The sequence below is a fragment of the Nocardia arthritidis genome (assembly GCF_011801145.1).
Lineage (GTDB): Bacteria > Actinomycetota > Actinomycetes > Mycobacteriales > Mycobacteriaceae > Nocardia > Nocardia arthritidis_A.
The window spans coordinates 5,966,316-5,986,329 of the sequence record NZ_CP046172.1; the positions used below are offsets into that span (position 1 = coordinate 5,966,316).

A 20,014-nucleotide genomic window follows, 5' to 3' on the forward strand; every position below is an offset into this window, starting at 1 on the left:
GCGCTACAGATGCATCCAGACCGGCCACACCTGCGACCACGGATGCCGCAGCCCGGTGCACTTCCAGATGGTGACGTCCTGGGTGCTGCCCGGGTAGCCGAGCCTGCTGTCCACCTTGCCCACCGGCTCGACCCGATCGAAATCCCAGCGCAGGAACGATTCGTTCACCGCGATGGCGAGTACCACGCTCGCGGAATCCGGTGGGGCGCCGAAGTATCCGTAGCCGCGGCTCGGACTGTAGATGGGCGGCAGGCGATTCCGGTCGAACTGGTCGAGCGCGCTCGCCTGCCAGTAGGTGTCGGTGATGACGATCGCATTCGACCGCTCCGGCTCCGGCAGTTCGTCATAGGCCCGCAGCACCGCGGAAGTCAGTTCGGGCCAACCGAATTCGCCGTATACGCCGATATTGATGGTCGCGTCGGCCTGGCTCTTCGGCGGCTCGATGCCGTCGGCCGACCGCCACGGCGTCGCCCAGAGCACGAAACCTGCCGCGACGGTTGCCAATACGACGCCGCCCGCGATCAGCGCCCGCCGCCCTCCGGTGCCGAGCCGCTCGGCGAGCGCGACGATCCCGGTCGCGCCCGCGGCCATCACCACCCCGAACATGCCCGCCGCGTAATAGATTCGGCCACCGACCACGAGAAAGGTCACCACCAGCAGCAGTAACGTGACCCCGAGGAACCGGTACGCCCGCAGCCGCGGCTCGCGCAGCAGCACCCACACGCCGTACACCAGCAGCACCGCGCCCAGGTATCCGGCGGTCAGCGCCGTGAGCGGAACGAACATCAGCCAGCCGCCGAGAATCCCCTGCTCGCCGCTGATCACCTTGCCCATCTCCAGCTGCGGCCAGCCGTGGTGGCTCTGCCAGAGCAGCGTCGGGGCCGTCGCGACCAGCACCAGCAAACCACCCGCCCACAGCAGCGGCCTGCGCACCAGCTCACGCGGCCCGAACACCAGCGAGCTGACCGCCACCGCGATCCAGAAAAACGGGATCAGCCATTTCACCTGCATATCGATGGCGGTGACGGCGGCGGCACACAGCAGCAGCGGATCCCAGCGGCTGCGTACCCAGTGCACGAGCAGCCAGGTGATGATCACCCACAGCACGGTGTCGACCGCGTTCGTCGTGAGCAGTTTGCCCTGCAGTAACAGGAACGGCGAGGTGGCGTAGCCGAGCGCGGCCAGCACCTGCGCCGCGCGGCCGCCGCCGAACTCCCGGGCGATGAGCGCCGTCAGCACGATCGCGAGCACGGTGAGCAGCACCGCGGGCAGCCGCAGCAGGAAGAACGAACCCGGCGCGATGGTGTCCATGGTCCGCGCCAGCGTGGGCAGCACCGGACCCTGGTCGGCGTAGCCGAAGGAGAGGTGCCGCCCGGCCGCCAGGAAATACAGCTCGTCGCCGAAGTAGTCGTATCTGCTCGCCGCGAACAGCAGTACGGCCGCCGACACCGCGGCAACGGCGGCGATCCCGCCGGTGGCCACCGGCGGGCGCGTATCGGGTGAGGCGAGCTCCTGACGATCTTCGGTATCGGTCATGGCGCAGCTCCCGGAGGGTAGGTGCGTCGAATTTAGCTCGCGCGAACGGCGATCCGCGCCGCGACACGATGCCCTTATGTCATCCCGTGACGTATCCGTCGGCCACCGAAAGCACCTCGTCGACGATTTCGAGTCCGGTACGCAGCTCGTCGGCGGAGGTGGTGAGCGGCGGGGCGATCTGGAATCGGTTGCCCGCGTTGAACGGCCACAGCCCGCGCGCCTTCGCGGCGGCGGTGACCGCGCCCATCGGGGCGGCCGCCGCACCCGCGGCGCCGAACGGCACCAGCGGCTCCCTGGTGGCCGGGTCGCGCACCAGGTCCAGCGCCCAGAAGAAGCCGAGCCCGCGCACCTCGCCGACGCTCGGATGCCGAGATGCCAAGTCGTGCAAGCCTTTTCCGAGCACATCCGCACCTGCCGTCCGAACGTGGTCGAGGATGCCCTCGCGTTCGAAGATGCCGATCGACGCGACGCCCGCCGCGCAGGCCAGCGGATGTCCCGCGTAGGTGAGCCCGCCCGGGTAGACCGTATCGTCGTAGCGCCGGGCGATCCGCTCGGCCATCAGCACCCCGCCGAGCGGCACATATCCGGAGTTGACGCCCTTGGCGAAGGTGATGATGTCGGGTGCGACGCCGAAGGCCTGCACCGCGAACCATTCGCCGACCCGGCCGAATCCGACCATCACCTCGTCGGCGATGTAGACGATGCCGTATTCGTCGCACAGTTCGCGCACGCCCGCGAGGTAGCCGGGCGGCGGAACCAGCACGCCGTTGGTGCCGACCACCGTCTCCAGGATCAGGCCCGCGATGAGCTGCGGGCCCTCCAATTCGATCACCTGACGCAGGTGCGCCAGCGCCGCCGCCGTCTCCTCTTCGGGAGTGCTTGTGCCCCAAGGGGATCGGTACGGATACGGACCGAAGAAACGGACCACGTCGACATTGGTCGGCTCGGCGCCCCAGCGCCGCGGCTCACCGGTCAAGCCGATCGCGGTGCCGGTGCCGCCATGGTAGGACCGGTATGCCGCAAGCATTTTCGTGCGTCCGGTATAGCTGCGGGCCAGCCGCACCGCATGCTCGATGGCCTCGGCGCCGCCGGTGGTGAACAGGATGCGGTTCAGGTCGCCCGGTGCGCGTTCCACGATGAGCCGGGCCAGTTCGCTGCGCGCCTCGTTGCCGACCGTCGGCGAGATGGTGGCCAACCGCTGCGCCTGCGCGACGATGGCCGCGATCATCTCCGGATGCTGGTGTCCGATATTGAGATTCACCAACTGGGAGGAGAAGTCGAGATACCGCTTGCCGTCGGCGTCCCAGAAATACGAGCCCGAGCCGCCGACGATCGGCACCGGGTCGACGCTCGCCTGCACGCTCCACGGATAGAAGACGTGATCGGTCACCTTATTTACCGCCTTCCGTCAGCGTCACCTGGATGGGCTGGTAACCCGTTCCGGTGACCTCGATTCCACTGTTCTTCAGCAGGTCCAAGGCCTTGGTCACGTACTCGTTGGTGTAGGCGCCCGTGTCCGGATCCTTCCGCAACACCGTCGCGCCGTCCTGGTTCTTCGTCTCCTTGGCGATCTTCACAGTGCGATCCCACGCCGCCTTGTCGACCATCCCGATTCCGTTGGGGGACGGCCAGATCAGCTTGTTCACCTCGTTGATCTGCCACTGCTGATGCGAGGCGCCCAGCGTGCTGCCCGCCTTCACGGTGATGTCGCGGCATTCGTCGACGTGGTCGCGGCAGTACGCCCAGCCCTTCAGCGAGGCCGCGATGAATTTCACCGTCTGGTCCTGATATTTGCTGTCGCCGAGCTTGGCGGTGTTCGCCCAGATCGCGTCCTGCAGCATCGCGACGCCCTGATCGTTCCAGTCGATGAGGTTGAAATCGCTTGGGCTGTAGAGGTTTCCGGTCGCCGGATTCTTGGTCTCCAGCACCTGTGCGTACTCGTTGTACGACATGGCCTGGGCGGCGGCGATATCCTTGGACAGGAAGGCGTTCATATCGAACTGCTGCTGCACCAGTTTCACGTCCTTGGCCGGGTCGAGGCCCGCCTTGGTCATCCCCGCGAAGAGTTCGAATTCGTTGCCGTAGCCCCAGTTTCCGACGGTCTTACCGCGCAGCGCGGCCGGGCCGGTGATGCTCTCCCCCTTGAACGACACCTGTTTGGTGCCGGAACGCTGGAAGATCTGCGCCACATCGGTGATCCCGGCCCCGGCCTCGCGCGAGGCCAGCGCCTTCGGCACCCAGGCGACGGCGTAGTCGGCCTGACCCTGCGCCAGCACCGTCTGCGGCACGATATCCGTTCCGCCGTCGAGGATTTCGACCGACAGTCCCTGCTCCTTGTAGAACCCCTTCTCCACCGCGGCCAGGTAGCCGGCGAACTGGCCCTGCTTGAACCACTGCAGCTGCAAGCGGACCTTGGTTAGTCCGTCGGCCGTTGTGGTGGAACCGCTTTCGGTGGTGCTGCAGCCGGTGAGGGTGGCCGCGACCACCGCGGCGAGCGCCAGGCAGGCGCGCAATCGCTTGGTGGCAACTGTCATTTCGATCTCCGGGGATTGTCGAGCAGGCCCAGCTTGGTGCGGGGACGGCGGGTGAGTTGTTCCAGAATCAGGACCGCGGCCAGGAACAGCAGGCCGACGATCATGGCGCCGACCACATATGCCCAGGCCCTGGGATAGGCGGTGTTGGCGGCCGCCGAGGTGATGCGGCTGCCGAGTCCGTTCTGCAGACCCCCGAAGTATTCGGCGATGATCGCGGCGATCACCGCGCCCGGCGCGGCGATCCGCAGCCCGGTGAACAGGTGCGGCAGCGCGGCCGGCAGCCGCACGGTGCGGGTGACCTGCCAGCCGCCCGCCGCGTACGAGGTCATCAGGTCGGTGTGCACCTGGGGCACCTGGCGCAGACCGCGGGCCGTACTGACGAACATCGGGAAGAACACGACGATCGTCACGACCATTCGCCGCGGGGTATCGGTGGTGGTGGAGTACATCGAATTCAACAGGGGCGCAAGGGCGACGATGGGTACGGCCGCCGCGGCGGCGGCCAGCGGGGTGAGCAGGCCGTCGATCACGTGGAAGCGTACCGCCAGCACGGCCGCCGCGATGCCGGAAACGGCGCCGATCAACAGACCGATCAACGCATTCGCTCCGGTGGCCCGCGCGGCCGCGCAGATCCGGTCGAAATTGTCCGCGAATTCGTGCGCGATCGCCGTCGGCGACGGCAGCAGGAACGAGGGTACTCCGGCCGCCACCGTCACCACCTGCCACAGCACCAGCGCCGCGACACCGAAAATCAGTGGCGGCAGTACGGATTTCAGCGGCAGCGCCCTCATCGCAGCTCCCGTCCGGCCACCCGGGCGCCGTGCCCGCCGTGCAGCGCCGCGCGCACCGCCGCGACAGCGTCGAAAAACGGTGTGCTGGAACGGATATCGTCGGCGTCGGCATCGGTGCGATCCCAGCCGGTCGGCACGATCTCGGTGATCCGGCCGGGCCGCGGCGACATCACCACCACCCGGTCGGACAGGAATACCGCCTCCGGAATCGAATGCGTCACGAAAACCACCGCGGCGCCGGTCTCCTCGGCGATGCGCAGCAACTCGGCCTGCATCCGCTCCCTGGTCATCTCGTCCAGCGCGCCGAACGGCTCGTCCATCAGCAGCAGCGACGGTTTGCGGGCCAGCGCCCTGGCGATGGCCACCCGCTGCTGCATGCCGCCGGACAGTTCGGCCGGATAGCGCCGGGCGAATTCGGTGAGCCCGGCCATCTCCAGCAATTCCGCACTGCGCGTTCGGCGTTCGCGCTTGGGCACCTTGTGCAGCTCGAGCGGCAGCTCCACATTCGCCTGTACCGTGCGCCAATCCAGCAATCCGGCCTGTTGGAACGCGATGCCGTAGTCCTGATCGATCCGGGCCCGGCGGGCCGTTTTGCCGTGTACCGCCACGGTGCCGCTGGTCGGCTCCTCCAGATCGGCGATGATCCGCAGCAGGGTGGACTTGCCGCAGCCGGAAGGTCCGATGAGCGAGACGAATTCGCCCGCCGCGACGGTGAGCGAGACGTCCTGCAGCGCGGTGACCGATCCGGCCTGGAAGATCTTCCCGACGTGCGCGAGTTCGACCGCGGGTACCCGGTCTCCGGGTTCGGCGACGGCCGAAATCGTGCTGCCTTCGGTGGTCGCCACCTCGTCGGGCGATGTGTGCGCGGTCAACGGGTACCTCCTGAGTCGCGCGCTCCCGCGGGACGGCTGTAGCGGCGCAATGCGAATTCGATCAAGGCGACGACGGTGGTCACCACGACGCCCAGCAGCGCGGCCGCCAGCACGGCGGCGTAGAGCCGGGCCGCGTCACCGGTCGCCTGTTGCGCGAAAACGATGATCTGGCGGCCGATTCCGCCCGCGGTGCCGGTGGAGATCTCGGCGACCACCGCGCCGATCACCGAGGCGGCGGCGGCCAGCCGCAGCGCGGGCAGCAGATGCGGAACCGCGGCCGGGAAGCGCAGCCGTACCAGCGTCTGCCACCAGCTCGCCGAATAACTGTGCAGCAGTTCGACCGACGCCTTGGCCGGTGCCTGCAGCCCGCGCAGCATACCCACCGCCACCGGGAAGAACGCCAGATACGACGCGATCACCGCGATGCTCATCCACGGCTGCCACGGCTGCCCCGCGATAACGATCTTGCCGCCCCACCCGGCGACGAGCGGAGCCAGGGCGATCAGCGGAACCGTCTGCGAGACAACGATATACGGCAGCAGTCCGCGTTCGACGAAGGCGAACCGCTGCATCAGCACCGCGAGCAGCACGCCCACCACCGTGCCGAGCACCAGGGCGAGCAGGGCCAGCCCGAGGGTGAATCCGGCGGTGCGCAGCAGGGTCGCGCCGACGGTCGACTTCCCGTCCCGCTCCCCGAGCACGGTCACCACCGACCACACGTGCGGCATCGCCGCATTGGTGGTGCGCGGCAGCAGGCGCTGCCCGCCGACGCTCAAACCTTGTTCCGGCACAAGGTATTTCACCAGCTCCCACAGCGCGGCGAGCAGCGCGAACGCGGCGACCGCGTACCCGGCTCGCGCGCCGCGGCCGCCGAATCCACGCAGCGTCACCCGACCGCCTCCGTCGCGGTCACCGGAGGCGCGAGCCGCGGCAGCACCGATTCGCCGTACGCCTCCAGGGTCGCCGTTTTGGCGTCGTGCTGGAGGTAGACGGCGAACTGGTCCACGCCCAGCTTCTCCAGCTCGCGCAGCCGCGCCAGCTGATCGTCGGGCGTGCCGAGCAGACAGAACCGGTCCACGATGGCGTCCGGCACGAATTCGGCGTGCGTATTCCCGGCCCGGCCGTGCTGGTTGTAATCGTAACCTTGCCGCCCGGCGATGTACTCGGTGAGCGCGGCCGGAATCTCGCTTCCCGCACCGTATTTCGCGACGATATCGGCGACGTGATTGCCGACCATACCGCCGAACCACCGGCACTGCTCCCTGGCGTGGTCCAGGGCGGCCGCCGTCCCGTCGGTGACGTATGCCGGTGCGGCGACACAGATCTTGACCGATCCGGGGTCGCGCCCGGCCCGCTCGGCGGCGGCCCGCACCCGCGCGATGGTCCACGCGGTGATGTCGGGATCGGCCAGCTGCAGGATGAACCCGTCGGCCACCTCGCCGGTCAGGTCGAGTGCGCGCGGGCCGTAGCCCGCCACCCACACCTCGAGCCGGGAATCGCCCGCCCAGGGGAACCGCACCTGGGTGTCGCCGATGCGCGCGGCTCGACCGTTCCCCAATTCCCTTATCACCCTTATCGATTCACGCAATGTCGCAATGGTGGTCGGCTTGCCGCCCAGCGTGCGCACCGCGGAATCACCGCGTCCGATCCCGCAGATCGTCCGGTTGCCGAACATATCGTTCAGCGTGGCGAAGGTGGACGCCGTCACCGTCCAGTCCCTGGTGGCCGGATTGGTCACCATGGGGCCGACGACGACCTTGCGCGTCGCGGCCAGGATCTGGCTGTAGATGACGTACGGCTCCTGCCACAGCAGATGCGAATCGAAGGTCCACACGTGCGAAAACCCGTGTGTCTCGGCGATTCTGGCCAGTTCGACGACCCGCGAGGCGGGCGGCGTGCATTGCAGCACCACGCCGATATCCATGCGGCACACTCCAATCCAACTGCGTGCTCAGATGAGGTTCTGCGAGAGTCCGCGTTTCACGAACCGGCCGTGGCCCGTGCTGCCCGAATACCGGCCGCCGTCCACGATCACCCGGCCCCGCGACAGCACCGTGTCGACGTGGCCGTCGATCTCGAAACCCTCCCAAGCGGAATGGTCCATATTCATGTGGTGGGTCTTGCCGTACCCGATGCTCGTGTGCCCGTTGGGGTCGTAGATCACGATATCGGCGTCGGCGCCCGGGCTGATCACGCCCTTGCGCGGATACATGCCGAACATCCGCGCCGGCGTGGTACAGCAGACCTCCACCCAGCGCTCCGGCGAGATCCAGCCGTTCTTGACACCCTGGAACATCAGGTCCATCCGGTGTTCGACGCCGCCGATCCCATTGGGAATCTTGCTGAAATCGCCGATGCCGAGTTCCTTCTGATCTTTCATGCAGAACGGGCAGTGATCGGTGCTGACCGCGGTGACGTCACCGGTGCGGATATAGCGCCACAGCGCGTCCTGGTGCCCCTCGGCCCTGGACCGCAGCGGTGTCGAGCACACCCATTTGGCGCCCTCGAAACCCGGTGCGCCCAACTGTTCTTCGAGCGAGAGGTACAGATACTGCGGACAGGTTTCGCCGAAGACGTTCTGCCCGTTGCCGCGCGCGGCGGCGATCTGCTCCAGCGCCTGCTTCGCCGAGACGTGCACGACATATAAAGGCGCGCCGGTCAATTGGGCCAGCATGATGGCGCGGTGGGTGGCCTCCTCCTCCAGTTGCCACGGCCGCGATGTGCCGTGGAAGTAGGGTGCGGTGTCGCCGCGCGCGACGGACTGGGCGACCAGCACATCGATCGCTATTCCGTTCTCCGCGTGCATCATCAGCAGTGCGCCGAGGTCGCCCGCCGACTGCATGGCCCGCAGGATCCGCCCGTCGTCGGAGTAGAAGACGCCGGGGTAGGCCATGAACAGCTTGAAGCTGGTGACCCCCTCCGACACCAATTCGGCCATCCCCTTGAGGGATTCGTCGTTCACCTCGCCGACGATCTGATGGAAGCCGTAATCGATGGCGCACTGGCCCGCGGCCTTCTGATGCCACAGGTTCAGCGTGTCCTGGACGCGCTCGCCGGGCTTCTGCACCACGAAGTCGATGATGGTGGTGGTGCCGCCCCAGGCGGCCGCGCGGGTTCCGGTTTCGAAGGTGTCGGAGGCCTCGGTGCCGCCGAACGGCATCTGCATATGCGTATGTCCGTCGACGCCACCGGGAATCACGTATTTGCCGGTGGCGTCGATGACGACGTCGGCGTTGGCCTTCAGGTCCGCGCCGAGCGCGGTGGAACCGGGTTGCAGTACGGCGACAATGGTTTCGTCGTCGACGAGCACGTCCAGCGGTTGCGATCCGGTGGCCGAGACCACCGTGCCGCCATGGATGAATGTCTTCATGCCGCACCCCCCGCTATCACGGCTGTACCAGCGGCCCGTAGGCATCCGGGCGGCGGTCACGGTAGAAGGCCCACCGATCGCGCACCGTCTTGATCAGATCCATATCGAGATCGCGCACGATCAGTTCCGGATCGCGATCCGAACCCACCTCGCCGACGAATTTGCCCTCGGGGTCGACGAAATAGCTGGTGCCGTAGAAATCGTCGTCACCGTAATCGCTCTCGATGCCGACCCGGTTGATCGCGCCGATATAGTACTCGTTGGCGACGGCCGATGCGGGCTGTTCCAGCTTCCACAGATATCCGGACAGTCCGCGCGAGGTGGCCGACGGATTGAACACGATTTCCGCGCCGGCCAGGCCCAGCGCGCGCCAGCCCTCCGGGAAATGCCGGTCGTAGCAGATGTAGACGCCGACCCGGCCGACGGCGGTGTCGAATACCGGCCAGCCGAGATTGCCGGGACGGAAGTAGAACTTCTCCCAGAACCCGCTGACGTGCGGAATGTGGTGTTTACGGTATTTGCCCAGGTAGCTGCCGTCGGCATCGATCACCGCCGCGGTGTTGTACAGCAGGCCCGGCTGCTCCTGCTCGTACACCGGCAGCACCATCACCAGGCCCAATTCCTTTGCCAGCGCGGCGAAACGCTCCGTCGTCGGGCCGGGTACGGATTCGGCGTAGTCGTAGAACTTGGCGTCCTGTAGCTGGCAGAAGTACGGACCGTAGAACAACTCCTGAAAGCAGATCACCCGGGCGCCCTGCGCGGCCGCCTGCCGCGCGTAGTCCTCGTGTGCCTTGATCATCGACTCTTTGTCGCCCGTCCAGTTTGTCTGGACTAGGGCGGCTCGCACGATTGCCATGTTTGTGATCCTCCACCCTGAACTGATTCAGTTGTGTTACAAGATTACGGAAACAGTTTCGCGCCCGTTACGTTTTGGGCTCCTTGAATTACAACGACTTTCGGCCGAGCAGAATGAGATCGTGACAATCGACCCAGCGACCGATCAGCATGCGCCCGCGGACGGCGCGCAACCGGCCGCGGGCGGGTCCGCCGCGAGCTTTCTCACCGATCTGGAAGACCGAACCCCGGCCGGTATCGCGGCCGCGATGAGCCGCCGAATCCGTTCCGGCGCAATACAACCGGGCACTCGGCTGCCGACGGTGCGCGAGGTGGCCCGGGAACTGCGAGTCTCCCCCGCCACCGTCAACCAGGCCTGGCGGGCACTGGCCGCGACGGGCGCCATCATCGCGCGCGGCCGGGCGGGCACCTTCGTCGGCGAACCGGTGGCGACCCGGATTTCCCGGCCGGAGGGGCGCTATCAGCGGCTGCATCCGCCCTCCGACAGCGCCTTCCGGCTCGATCTTTCCCGGGGCACGCCCGACGCCCGGCTGCTGCCGGATCCGAGCGCGGCGCTGCGCGCGCTGGCCGACGCGGGGACGGCGGGCGATCTCGCGTCGAACTATCTCGGCGACGCGGTGCTGCCCGAATTCGCGGCGAAGCTGCGGGCGGACTGGCCGTTCCGGCCCGAGACCATCGCCGTACTCGACGGCGCGCTGGACGCCGTCGACCGCCTGCTCACCGCGCATGTCCGGCTCGGCGACGCGGTGGCCGTCGAGGATCCCTGTTTCCCACCGTTTCTCGATCTGCTGAGCCGGATAGGCGCCCGGCCCGTCCCGGTGCGAATGGACGAATCCGGTCCGCTACCCGCCGATCTCGCGGCCGCGGTCACCGAATACGGTGTCGCGGCGCTGATCCTGCAACCGCGCGCGCAGAACCCCACCGGGGCCTCGCTCACCGCACGCCGGGTCCGCGATCTCGCCGAAATCCTCGCGCCTACCGGAACTCTCGTGATCGAGGACGATCACTCCACCGGAATCGCCTCGGCCCCACTGCGTTCGATCGGCGCACGGCTGCCCGGCCGAACCGTGCACATCCGTTCCTACTCCAAATCGCATGGCGCCGATCTGCGGATCGCCGTCGCGGGCGGACCGGCGCGGCTGCTCGATCCGGTCGTCGAACGCCGCATGCTCGGACCGGGCTGGACCTCTCGCCTGTTGCAGCGCCTGCTGCTCACCATGCTCGACGATCAGGACGCCGTCCGCGCCGTCGAGCACGCGCGGGCCGAATACCGCAGGCGCTCAGCCGAATTGCGCCGCGCCCTGGCCCGGCGCGGGGTGCAGGCGCCGCGCGCCGACGGCATCAACCTGTGGCTGCCGGTGGCCGAGGAGAACGCCGCGATGATCTCGCTGGCCGCCGCCGGGATCAAGGTCGCGCCGGGCGGCCCGTTCGAGGTGCGCGACCATCCGGGCTCGGATCACCTGCGGATCACCGTCTCCCCACTCGGCGACCACGACTTCGAGTGGCTGGCAACCGAACTCGCCGCCGCCACCAAGGCGCTGCCCACCTACCGGCGGATCCGCCGAGTTTAGGGTTCCAACGGGATCGGCTGGGTGTCGTGCACCTGCTGGAAGATCACCGAGCTGCGGAAACCGGCCACCTCGCGGCGTTTGCTGAGCCGGTCGACCAGGAATCCGTGCAGGCGGTCCAGGTCCTGCACCGCGACGTGCAGCAGGAAATCGTGCTCACCCGACAGCACGAATACGCTCAGCACCTCGCGGAACGCGGCCGCCGCCTGCTGGAACGAATCGATCATGGCCGCGCTCTGCGGGCGCACCTGCACCAGCACCATCGCCTGCACCCGGCGATTCAGCGCGGCGGGATCGATCTCGGCGTGATAACCGCGGATCACGCCGCGCCTGGTCAGCGTGCGCACCCGTTCGAGACAGGTCGATGCGGCGATGCCGACCCGGCGGGCCAACTCCCGATTCGACTGCCGCGCATCTGCTTGGAGTAGGCCGATGATTTCCGAATCAAGTTCATCCACAACCGAATTCTGCCGCCGATTTCGGCCGAACGTTCGGTGAACAGCGCGATCGGCCGTCCGAATGGTTACGTTTATCAGGTCTGCCGCCGCGATCGGCAGACCGCGCCGGGTACCGATCGGCCACGGGCCCACCTCTCCCTCAGCCGATCGGCCACCCTCGGCATCGTGGCGCGGCCGCCGATTCGCCCTCGGCGGCCGCGCCACCCCACGGGTACGCGCCAGGGAGGCTTCCAGTGAGCACACAGCACAGTTACGACGAGATCGCCGCGGCGTACGCGGATCGTTTCCAGCACGAGCTGCGCGGCAAACCACTGGACCGGGCCCTGCTCGACGTATTCGCGAGCGAGGTGGAGTTCACCCACCCGATCGCCGATATCAGTTGCGGCCCCGGGCATATCGCGCGCTACCTGAACGACCTGGGGCTGTTCACGATCGGCGTCGATCTCTCGCCGCGGATGATCGAGATCGCCGCGGCGACACATCCCGGCATCGAATTCCGCACGGGTGATATGCGCAAGCTCGACCTCGCCGACCATACGTTCGGCGGGCTGGTCGCCTTCTACTCGATCATCCATGTGAGTCCGGACGATCTGCCGGTCGCCTTCGCCGAATTCTTCCGCGTGCTGCGGCCGGGAGCGCCTCTGCTGCTGTCCTTCCACATCGGCGACGAGGTGCGCCACCTCGACGAGATGCTCGGTCACGCCGTCGATTTGGACTTCCACTTCTACCCGCGGCCGGCGATCGAATCACTGCTCACCGCCGCCGGTTTCGAGATCACCGCGACGCTGGAACGCGCGCATTACCCGACCGAGGTGGCCACCACCCGGGCCTATGTTTATTGCCGGGCGTAGCCCGTCCTCAGCCCGCGCCGGGCCGAGCTCCTGCGCGAGGCACTCGCCTACATTTACTGCCGGAAGTAGCCCGTCCCGCAGCCCACACCGGGCCGAGCTCCTGTGCGAGGCGCTCGCCTACCTTTATGCCCGCCGCGAAAATCCTTCGACAGCAACCGGCCTCGCGCATACCGTCGCCAACCATGCGGACCGACACACTGCGCCTGCGACCGCTGCGGCCCGAGGACGAGGCGGTGGTGCGCGCCGCGCAACTCGCGCTCGGGCAGGAGGTTTTCACCTTCGCGCTCGGACTCGAACCGGAGCTCGGCTGGGCCGACTATTTGACGCGGCTCGAACACAACCGCCGGGGCATCGACCTGCCGGACGGCATGGTGGCGTCCACCTTCCTCGCCGCCGTCGTCGACGGCGAGATCGTCGGTCGCACCTCGATCCGGCACGAGCTCACCGATTCGCTGCGCCGCGACGGCGGCCACATCGGCTACGCGGTGATCAGGGAGCACCGGCGGCGCGGCTACGGGCGGGCGATTCTGCGGCAGAGCATCGTCATCGCGCGCCGCCTCGGCATCGAACGCATCCTGGTCACCTGCGACGACAGCAATATCGGCTCCGCGAAGATCATCGAATCCTGCGGTGGCGCACTGGATTCCGTGGTGGCCCGGGCCGACGGCAGACCCACCCGCCGCTACTGGATCGACTGACCGCGGCGAGTAGACTCGGCACGGGATGGACGCGCATATCGGCTATCGCCGGGTTTACGACGCGGTCGCACCCTCGGACGGAACACGGGTGCTGGTGGACCGCGTGTGGCCGCGCGGCCTGCGGCGCGATGACGAGCGCCTCGGCGAATGGTTGCGCGATATCGCGCCGTCCACCGAGCTGCGGCAGTGGTACGGGCATCGGCCGGAGCGGTTCGCCGAATTCGAGCGACGCTACCGGGAAGAGCTCACGCGACCCGATCGCCGGGATTCCGTGCGGCGGCTGCGCGAACTCGCGGCGAGCGGTCCGCTGACGCTGGTGACCGCGACCAAGGACGCCGACCACAGCCAGGCGGCGGTCCTGGCGCGATGGCTGACGGCCCAGTATCGCGTAGCGATGCCATGAGGGGTGTGGTCGGGCGACGGGTGGGCCTAGCCCGCTTCGGGAGTCGCCGAGCGAACCCTCGCGAAGTCGCCGAGCGGTAGCCGGATGGCGCGGTAGCGGTCGAGGATCTTCTTCACGGCATCGGTTACCGGAGGCTCCTCGGTGAGCTCCAGCCAGCCGTGCGCGTCGTGCGCGCGTAGTCGGATCGGTTCGGGGGCGGTGACGCGGACGACGAAGTTGAACTGCCTGGCCGGGATGTCCTCGGCCGACGGATAGTCGAATTGCCCTAGGTAGGTGGAGATTTCGGCAGCCACCAGCCCCGTTTCCTGGGTCACCGCGCGGATCAGCGCCCGATCGATGGATTCACCGGATTCGATCTCGCCCCCGGGTGGCTCCCAGATACCGCCCGGACAATCGGATTCCGGGCGGCGCAGTAGCAATACGCAATCGCCGTACTCGACGATGGCGCCGACGACGAGCCGCTGGATCTCATCGCGTTCCGCGCCCGCGATCAGATGCCGCAGCAGTGACTGGTCCACCATCGGTTTCATCCCTTTCGCGACGGACAGCAACGAATGGGTAACCCGTTGCGGTCGGCCGCATTTCCTCGAATCCGCGTTCGAAATCTTATCCACCGATCGGCGACCTGTCACGGAAATCGGTTCTGAACTGGGAATCTTCAGATTGGAACTATCTGGACGACAGGTATACTGCGAACCTGGCGCGTACCGGCAGTACCGGCTATCTGTTTGCTGGGCAGCGGGCAGCAAACCTCGAAATCGGTTGCCGGACCGCCGAATACGGCAATCGCCCGGGTGTATCCCGGGCGATTGCCGTGCGGGGCCGCGGCTCAGCCGAGGTTCAACATCCCCGGCCAGGCCGTCGACCACGGTGTGTGCGGACGATCACAGCGCCAGATGGTGACATCGCGGGTGACGTCCGGAAAACCGAGCCGGGAGTCCACCCGCCCGATCGGTGTCACCGAATCGAAGTGCTTGCGCAGGTCGTCCTGTGAGCCGCCGACCCACAGCACCGTCGTCGCGGTATCCGGTGGCGTGCCGAAGTAACCGAATCCGCGATTCGGGCTGTAGATCGCGGGCAGACCGTAGCGGCCTCGCTGCACATCCAAAGCGCTTGCCTGCCAATAGTTTCCGGTGATAATCACCGCATGCTCGCGGTCGGCGGCGGGCAGCGCCGAGTAGGCGGCCGCGGTGGCGTCGCGCAGCTCCGGCCAGCCGAATTTGCCGTACAGCCCGATCTGCAGGCCCGCCGCCTGATCCGAATCAGGTTGGCGCAGTTCCGATTCCGGCTTCAGCGGCAATGAGAACACCACGAATGCCGCCGAGGTGACCGTGAGCGCGATCGAGAAGATCCGCCGCCAGCGCGCGGGTTTGCGCGTCCACCAGACCGCGCCCGCCGCCATCACCGCGGCGTAGCAACCCATCACGTAATACGGCCGCCCGTTGCTCGCGAGGAAGGCGACCACCACCAGCAGCTGCACCGGGGCCAGAAAACGGTAGGGCCGCAACGGTTCCCAGCGAAACAGTGCGATGAGCCCGGTTACCAGCAGAAAGACGCCGAGACCACCCGCCGCGATGAGCGCGATCGGCACGAAGAGGATCCGCCCGCCGATCTCCGACTGTTCCGCGGCCACCTGTGCGGTCATGCCCAGCTGCGGCCAGCCGTGCCGGGCCTGCCAGACGAGCGTCGGCGCGGTCGCCGCCAGCGTGATCGCCCCACCGGCCCACAGCAGCGGGCGGCCGAGCAATTCGCGTGGCCCACAGGCCAATACGCTGAGCACTACGGCGATCCAGAACGCCGGGATCAGCCACTTCACCTGCATATCGACCGCCGTGACGACCCCGGCCAACAGCAGCAGCACATCGTGTCTGGTGCGCACCCAGCGGATCAATAACCAGGTGATCGGCACCCACAGCGCGGAATCGATGACGTTGGTGGACAACTGAGCGCCCTGGAGGAGCAGGAACGGCGAGGTCGCGTACGCCGCCGCGGCGAGCACCTGTGCGGTGCGCGAGCCGCCGAACTCCCGCGCAATCAACGCGCTGAAGACGATGGCGGCCAGCGTTATCAGCACCGCCGGGAGTCGCAGCGCCACAAGCGATCCCGGCGCCAGCGCATCCATCAGCCGAGCGAGCAGCGGCAGCACCGGCCCCTGATCGGCATAGCCGAAGCTCAATCTGTGCCCGGCGGCGATGAAATACATTTCGTCGCCGAAGAATCCGTACCGGCCGCTGGAGAACAGCAGCGCGACGGCGCTCAGCCCCAGTAGTACGCCGACGCCGAGGTAGGCGAAGGGCGGGCGCGCGGTCGCGGTATTCCCTTGCATCGCTTCCATTTCCAGTGTCTCGGTCACGACAGTTCCTCCTCCCGGATCGCCAGCCCCCGGCGACCCTCCTCGATTTCGGCCTCCCCGCGGGTGGCGAGGCCGTAGACGCGGCACAGATGCGCGGAATATCCGGGCATATCGAAATCCGGATCGCGGACGGCCCTGCTGCCCGCACCGTCGATCGAGTCCCGGATCGATCTCGCCATCAGCTTCGGATCGAATTCGCCGAATTCGCCGCTGCGCTGGCCTTCGCGCAGCAACTCCGCGAGCGGTTCGATCACGTCTTGCTCCTCATTGCTGCCGTCGAAAACCGGTGTGCCGTCCGGCTTCCGAAAGTTCAGCGCCACAGCGACCATCGCACCGATGTGCTTGCGGTTCTCGTCGATGTAGCGCAGGTTCGATTCCAGGTAGACGCGCAGCCGGTTGCGCGCGCCCGTCTCGGCCTCGATGAGCGGGACCATATACTCCGCGCCCGCCACGAACAGCTGCACGACCAGCTCGGTCATCAACTCGTCTTTACCCGCGAAGTGGTATGAGATGACGCCCTTGGAGATCCCCGCACGTTCGGCGATCCGGGCCAGCGACGCATTCCCATAGCCGACCTCGGAGATCACCTCGACCGCCGCCGCGATGATCTGCTTCCGCCGCGCCGCCTCGATGAACGACTTCCGTTGGCCATCCGACCCATTTTCTGACCGCACGGCCAAAATTTAACACAACCGGCCAGAGCCCGGCGAGGCCACATTTCCGTGGGGGCCGAGCGTCAGGCCCTCGGTACCGGCGTGAGATCGATATCGGCCGGTGGCCGCAGGCGTCGCAGCGTGCCGTCGAAGCCGGTGACGTATAACGCCCATCCGTCGCCGTCCGGGCCGATACGCACCGAACTCGGTCCGGTCCATCCGCCCGACAAACCGGACGCGACAACGCAGGAAGTTCCAGTGTTCGGGTCGAAGCGGTGGATTGCGCCTTGCAGGTGCGCGGCGACGAACACGTCTCCGGCTTTCGTCATGGTCAGATCGTCGGGTCCGGTCGCGATACCGGGCAGCCGTCCGACCACGGTCCAGCCGCTCGGGGCGTCCAGCGGGACTCGGTAGATCTCGCCGCTGAACAGGTCGTCGGTGTAGACCGCGTGACGGTCCGGGCTCAGCGCCAGACCTTCCGCGCGAGGCACCGACGCCCAGTTGGGTTGCACGGCACCGGTGCCGTGTGAGTAGCGGGTGATTCCTTGCGACGGACCGCCCTCGGTGCCGACCCAGGTGGTCAGCAGGTCACCACCGGGCAGGCGCAGCAAACCGTTACCGCCTTGGCGGGCGAGGACGGTCGATTCACCGGTGGTGGTGTCGAATTCGGCGAAGGTCCCATCCAGCCCGGCGAAGTAGAGCGTCGTCCCGTCGAGCTGCAGACCGCCGAAACCGCTGCCTTGGTGGGCGAGTACGGTGCGAACCCGGCCCGACGCATCGACGTGATAGAGCGTGGACTCCAAGCCGGAGAGGTAGAACCCGCCAACGCCATCGGGCTCGAGGTTCTCCAGTTTCTCGAGCCCCTGCACGACCGTATCGACCTGCCAGCCGCCGCACCCGGTTGCGATATCCCCAGACGCCGGTGCCGCCGGCACGCCCGCCATGACCGCGGCGGCCACGCACAATGCGCGAATTCTTCTCCCCACCAACCTCATTCCGCGCACGATACCGAACTCGGCCGCATTGTGTCCCGGCACCGAACCCCACCGACCGGCCTCATCCGAGGTGTTTGTCGACGAGCTCTTCAACCTTCGCGACCACCGCCGCGGCGCCGTCTTCTTCGGCGATCCGGGTGGCGAGTTGTTCGGCATGTGTTCGGTGGCTGGGCTCGGTCAGCGCGGTGTCGATAGCGCGGGCGAGTCGTTCGGCGGTGAGTTTCGGGCGCGGCAGAGTTGCCGGGCTGACGCCGAGTTCGTGTAGCCGCCGCGCCCAGAAGGGTTGGTCGCCACCCGGTGATGGGATGGCGACCGTGGGTAGTCCGGCGCGAAGGCCCGCGGCCGTGGTGCCCGCCCCGCAGGAGTGCGCCACCGTGGCCACCTTGCCGAACAGCCAGTCGTGCGGGACGGCGCCGATGGTGATGACGGTGTCGTCGCGCACGTGCAGACCGGCGCCACCCGCCTGGACCACGCCGCGCACCCCCACGGTGTGCAGCGCCTGCCGGACGAGTTCGGACACATGCGTCGTCTGGCTCTTGGAGAGCATGAGACTGCCCAAGCCGAAAAATACTGGCGGAGAACCGGATTCGAGGAACGAGACGAGCTCGCCCGGCGGCTCCCACCCGATAGGTCGTCGCGGCCACCAATAGCCGGTCACCGTCAAACCGGGCCGCCAGTCGCCGGGACGCGGCACGACACTGGGCGAGAAACCGTGCAGGACAGGCCATTCGGCATTCGTGCGCCGACGCCGCAGCGACCGCTGTGCCACCCTCGGCAAGCCCAATCGGTCGCGGAACCCGGCGATGGTCTTACCGTAAATTCGATCGAACATCGCGGTGGCGAAGCGTCCGGCGCCGCGGTTGACGGCCGGGCCTGCCGACCAGGCGCCCAAAAGCGACGGCGGGAACGCCGAAGTCGTCGAAAGCGGTTGCAGGCGTACGCCGATGCTGGGGATGTTGCGCGCTTCGGCGAGCGGATGCCCGGCGAGTTCGGCGAACGGCGAAAGCAGCAGCACATCGGCCGGCACGTCGGCGAGTGCGGCCAGCAGATTCTCGCCGAGTCGGCGCATACCTTTGGGAGACAACAGTTCCATGGCGGCTTTGGCCGGCTTGTCCAGGTCTATCTCGTGGTCGGGTGCGAAGTCGACCGGCCTCACCTCGAGCCGGCAGGCGGCTATTTCGTCGACGAGGTCCGGCGTCGCGGTCATGACGACGTCGTGACCCGCCTCGCGAAGCCGACACCCGAAGTCGGTCAACGGGACCAGATCTCCTCGTGACCCGAACGCTGCTATCGCGATGTGCGCCACGACTTTCCCCCAATTGATGTAGGCGTTATCTGTTTTCGGCGGCGAGCAGAAACGCGGTGACGAGATCCTCGCCGTAGGCGCGGACATCGAAGTCCGGGTCGGTGGTCGAGTTCAGCAAGGCTCCGCCGATGGCGCTGCGCACCGCCAGTGCCATGGAAACCGGGGACAGCGAACGGAATTCGTTCGATTCGACGCCGCGTTCGAAGATCGCTTCCAGTTCCAGTTTCGCCAGATCGGTCCGCTGGTCGGGGGCGAGGTCAACAGTCAGTTCATGCAGACGCCGCCCGGCGCGGCTGCGGTAGTTGGCGGCGATCTCGGTCAACGCGATTTGGTGCGAGCGATGAGTCGCGATGTATTCGGTATGGGCTCGAATGTGGGCCGCGAGTTTCCCGGCCGCGGTGGTTTCCCGCTCGACCACGGGCAGCATGATCTCGATGACCGACCGGTAGCACTCGGTGACGATCGCGGCGACGAGTTCGTCCTTGTTCCCGAAGTGATACAGCACCACGCTCATCGCGACACCGACCCGGTCGGCGATCTTGCGGACCGACGCCTGGTGATAGCCCAGCTCGGCGATCGTCTCGATAGCACAGTCGACGATCTGGGAGCGGCGCGCCACCTCGGTGAACGTGGACTCACCGCCTCTAGATCGCATGATCTAATAATAGATCACCCGATCGAGACGCATTCGGGAATCGGCAATATGCCTCCGCTCAGCGGCGGCGGAACCGGACCGGTCGCCGCGTTCTCGCACGGGCGGTACCGGGAGAT

At 67.3% G+C, this 20,014-nt stretch carries 20 protein-coding genes; 4 read left to right on the top strand and 16 right to left on the bottom strand.

Annotated elements, in window-relative coordinates:
- Window positions 1-3: 3 nt before the first annotated feature.
- From F5544_RS26795 to F5544_RS26835, 9 genes are all read right to left on the bottom strand, one after another.
- Window positions 4-1,536 (bottom strand): glycosyltransferase family 39 protein, encoded by a 1,533-nt coding sequence (locus tag F5544_RS26795; protein ID WP_167475747.1) that lies wholly within the window; start codon window positions 1,534-1,536, stop codon window positions 4-6.
- 79 nt (window positions 1,537-1,615) lie between these two features.
- Window positions 1,616-2,926 carry an aspartate aminotransferase family protein gene (locus tag F5544_RS26800; protein ID WP_167475748.1) on the bottom strand — a complete coding sequence of 437 codons (1,311 nt, stop codon included), beginning with the start codon at window positions 2,924-2,926 and terminating at the stop codon, window positions 1,616-1,618.
- A 1-nt stretch (window position 2,927) separates the two neighbouring features.
- Window positions 2,928-4,070: an ABC transporter substrate-binding protein gene (locus F5544_RS26805; RefSeq protein ID WP_167475749.1), complete on the bottom strand. Its 1,143-nt coding sequence runs from the start codon at window positions 4,068-4,070 to the stop codon at window positions 2,928-2,930.
- Window positions 4,067-4,861 carry an ABC transporter permease gene (locus tag F5544_RS26810; RefSeq protein ID WP_238846681.1) on the bottom strand — a complete coding sequence of 265 codons (795 nt, stop codon included), beginning with the start codon at window positions 4,859-4,861 and terminating at the stop codon, window positions 4,067-4,069. Before F5544_RS26810 ends, F5544_RS26805 begins: the two co-directional genes overlap by 4 nt.
- Complete coding sequence (locus F5544_RS26815; RefSeq protein WP_428847182.1) at window positions 4,858-5,682, bottom strand: ABC transporter ATP-binding protein; 825 nt, start codon at window positions 5,680-5,682, stop codon at window positions 4,858-4,860. The genes F5544_RS26810 and F5544_RS26815 overlap by 4 nt, the downstream gene beginning before the upstream one ends.
- A gap of 47 nt (window positions 5,683-5,729) precedes the next feature.
- Window positions 5,730-6,623 carry an ABC transporter permease gene (locus F5544_RS26820; protein WP_203217359.1) on the bottom strand — a complete coding sequence of 298 codons (894 nt, stop codon included), beginning with the start codon at window positions 6,621-6,623 and terminating at the stop codon, window positions 5,730-5,732.
- The gene (locus F5544_RS26825) at window positions 6,620-7,657 is read right to left on the bottom strand and encodes a TIGR03842 family LLM class F420-dependent oxidoreductase (protein ID WP_167475750.1); all 1,038 of its coding nucleotides are present in this window, start codon (window positions 7,655-7,657) and stop codon (window positions 6,620-6,622) included. The genes F5544_RS26820 and F5544_RS26825 overlap by 4 nt, the downstream gene beginning before the upstream one ends.
- 27 nt (window positions 7,658-7,684) lie before the next feature.
- Window positions 7,685-9,103: a dihydropyrimidinase gene (gene hydA / locus F5544_RS26830; RefSeq protein WP_167475751.1), complete on the bottom strand. Its 1,419-nt coding sequence runs from the start codon at window positions 9,101-9,103 to the stop codon at window positions 7,685-7,687.
- Between the two features lie 16 nt (window positions 9,104-9,119).
- Window positions 9,120-9,959, bottom strand: coding sequence for a nitrilase-related carbon-nitrogen hydrolase (locus F5544_RS26835; protein ID WP_167475752.1), 840 nt, complete (start codon window positions 9,957-9,959; stop codon window positions 9,120-9,122).
- A gap of 121 nt (window positions 9,960-10,080) precedes the next feature.
- Here F5544_RS26835 and F5544_RS26840 point away from each other — a divergent pair, with 121 nt between their 5' ends.
- Complete coding sequence (locus F5544_RS26840) at window positions 10,081-11,529, top strand: PLP-dependent aminotransferase family protein (RefSeq protein ID WP_238846683.1); 1,449 nt, start codon at window positions 10,081-10,083, stop codon at window positions 11,527-11,529.
- On the opposite strand, the gene F5544_RS26845 is transcribed toward F5544_RS26840, so the two are convergent.
- Window positions 11,526-11,984 (bottom strand): Lrp/AsnC family transcriptional regulator, encoded by a 459-nt coding sequence (locus F5544_RS26845; protein ID WP_167475753.1) that lies wholly within the window; start codon window positions 11,982-11,984, stop codon window positions 11,526-11,528. The genes F5544_RS26840 and F5544_RS26845 overlap by 4 nt on opposite strands.
- 233 nt (window positions 11,985-12,217) lie before the next feature.
- Between F5544_RS26845 and F5544_RS26850 the strand changes: the two genes are divergently transcribed.
- From F5544_RS26850 to F5544_RS26860, 3 genes are all read left to right on the top strand, one after another.
- On the top strand, window positions 12,218-12,835 hold the full coding sequence (locus F5544_RS26850) for a class I SAM-dependent DNA methyltransferase (RefSeq protein WP_167475754.1): 618 nt from the start codon (window positions 12,218-12,220) through the stop codon (window positions 12,833-12,835).
- 182 nt (window positions 12,836-13,017) lie between these two features.
- Window positions 13,018-13,533: a GNAT family N-acetyltransferase gene (locus tag F5544_RS26855; protein WP_167475755.1), complete on the top strand. Its 516-nt coding sequence runs from the start codon at window positions 13,018-13,020 to the stop codon at window positions 13,531-13,533.
- A 25-nt stretch (window positions 13,534-13,558) separates the two neighbouring features.
- On the top strand, window positions 13,559-13,936 hold the full coding sequence (locus tag F5544_RS26860) for a DUF488 domain-containing protein (protein ID WP_167475756.1): 378 nt from the start codon (window positions 13,559-13,561) through the stop codon (window positions 13,934-13,936).
- Window positions 13,937-13,962: 26 nt separating this feature from the next.
- Here the strand turns inward: F5544_RS26860 and F5544_RS26865 are convergent, their stop codons facing one another.
- From F5544_RS26865 to F5544_RS26890, 6 genes are all read right to left on the bottom strand, one after another.
- A complete protein-coding gene (locus F5544_RS26865; protein WP_167475757.1) occupies window positions 13,963-14,457 on the bottom strand; it encodes an NUDIX hydrolase in 495 nt (164 codons plus the stop codon).
- A 308-nt stretch (window positions 14,458-14,765) separates the two neighbouring features.
- Window positions 14,766-16,271, bottom strand: a complete 1,506-nt coding sequence (locus tag F5544_RS26870) for a glycosyltransferase family 39 protein (protein WP_167479504.1) — start codon at window positions 16,269-16,271, stop codon at window positions 14,766-14,768.
- Window positions 16,272-16,285: 14 nt separating this feature from the next.
- The gene (locus tag F5544_RS26875) at window positions 16,286-16,963 is read right to left on the bottom strand and encodes a TetR/AcrR family transcriptional regulator (protein ID WP_167475758.1); all 678 of its coding nucleotides are present in this window, start codon (window positions 16,961-16,963) and stop codon (window positions 16,286-16,288) included.
- 62 nt (window positions 16,964-17,025) lie between these two features.
- A complete protein-coding gene (locus tag F5544_RS26880; protein WP_167475759.1) occupies window positions 17,026-17,937 on the bottom strand; it encodes an SMP-30/gluconolactonase/LRE family protein in 912 nt (303 codons plus the stop codon).
- Between the two features lie 61 nt (window positions 17,938-17,998).
- Window positions 17,999-19,243, bottom strand: a complete 1,245-nt coding sequence (locus tag F5544_RS26885) for a glycosyltransferase (protein ID WP_167475760.1) — start codon at window positions 19,241-19,243, stop codon at window positions 17,999-18,001.
- A 25-nt stretch (window positions 19,244-19,268) separates the two neighbouring features.
- A complete protein-coding gene (locus F5544_RS26890) occupies window positions 19,269-19,898 on the bottom strand; it encodes a TetR family transcriptional regulator (RefSeq protein ID WP_167475761.1) in 630 nt (209 codons plus the stop codon).
- Window positions 19,899-20,014 lie beyond the last annotated feature (116 nt).

Coding starts and splice junctions, on each gene's coding strand:
- F5544_RS26795 (WP_167475747.1), bottom strand. CDS start 1,536: ATGACCGATACCGAAGATCGTCAGGAGCTCGCCTCACCCGATACGCGC.
- F5544_RS26805 (WP_167475749.1), bottom strand. CDS start 4,070: ATGACAGTTGCCACCAAGCGATTGCGCGCCTGCCTGGCGCTCGCCGCG.
- F5544_RS26810 (WP_238846681.1), bottom strand. CDS start 4,861: ATGAGGGCGCTGCCGCTGAAATCCGTACTGCCGCCACTGATTTTCGGT.
- F5544_RS26825 (WP_167475750.1), bottom strand. CDS start 7,657: ATGGATATCGGCGTGGTGCTGCAATGCACGCCGCCCGCCTCGCGGGTC.
- hydA (WP_167475751.1), bottom strand. CDS start 9,103: ATGAAGACATTCATCCATGGCGGCACGGTGGTCTCGGCCACCGGATCG.
- F5544_RS26835 (WP_167475752.1), bottom strand. CDS start 9,959: ATGGCAATCGTGCGAGCCGCCCTAGTCCAGACAAACTGGACGGGCGAC.
- F5544_RS26855 (WP_167475755.1), top strand. CDS start 13,018: ATGCGGACCGACACACTGCGCCTGCGACCGCTGCGGCCCGAGGACGAG.
- F5544_RS26860 (WP_167475756.1), top strand. CDS start 13,559: ATGGACGCGCATATCGGCTATCGCCGGGTTTACGACGCGGTCGCACCC.
- F5544_RS26865 (WP_167475757.1), bottom strand. CDS start 14,457: ATGGTGGACCAGTCACTGCTGCGGCATCTGATCGCGGGCGCGGAACGC.
- F5544_RS26870 (WP_167479504.1), bottom strand. CDS start 16,271: ATGGAAGCGATGCAAGGGAATACCGCGACCGCGCGCCCGCCCTTCGCC.
- F5544_RS26880 (WP_167475759.1), bottom strand. CDS start 17,937: ATGAGGTTGGTGGGGAGAAGAATTCGCGCATTGTGCGTGGCCGCCGCG.
- F5544_RS26890 (WP_167475761.1), bottom strand. CDS start 19,898: ATGCGATCTAGAGGCGGTGAGTCCACGTTCACCGAGGTGGCGCGCCGC.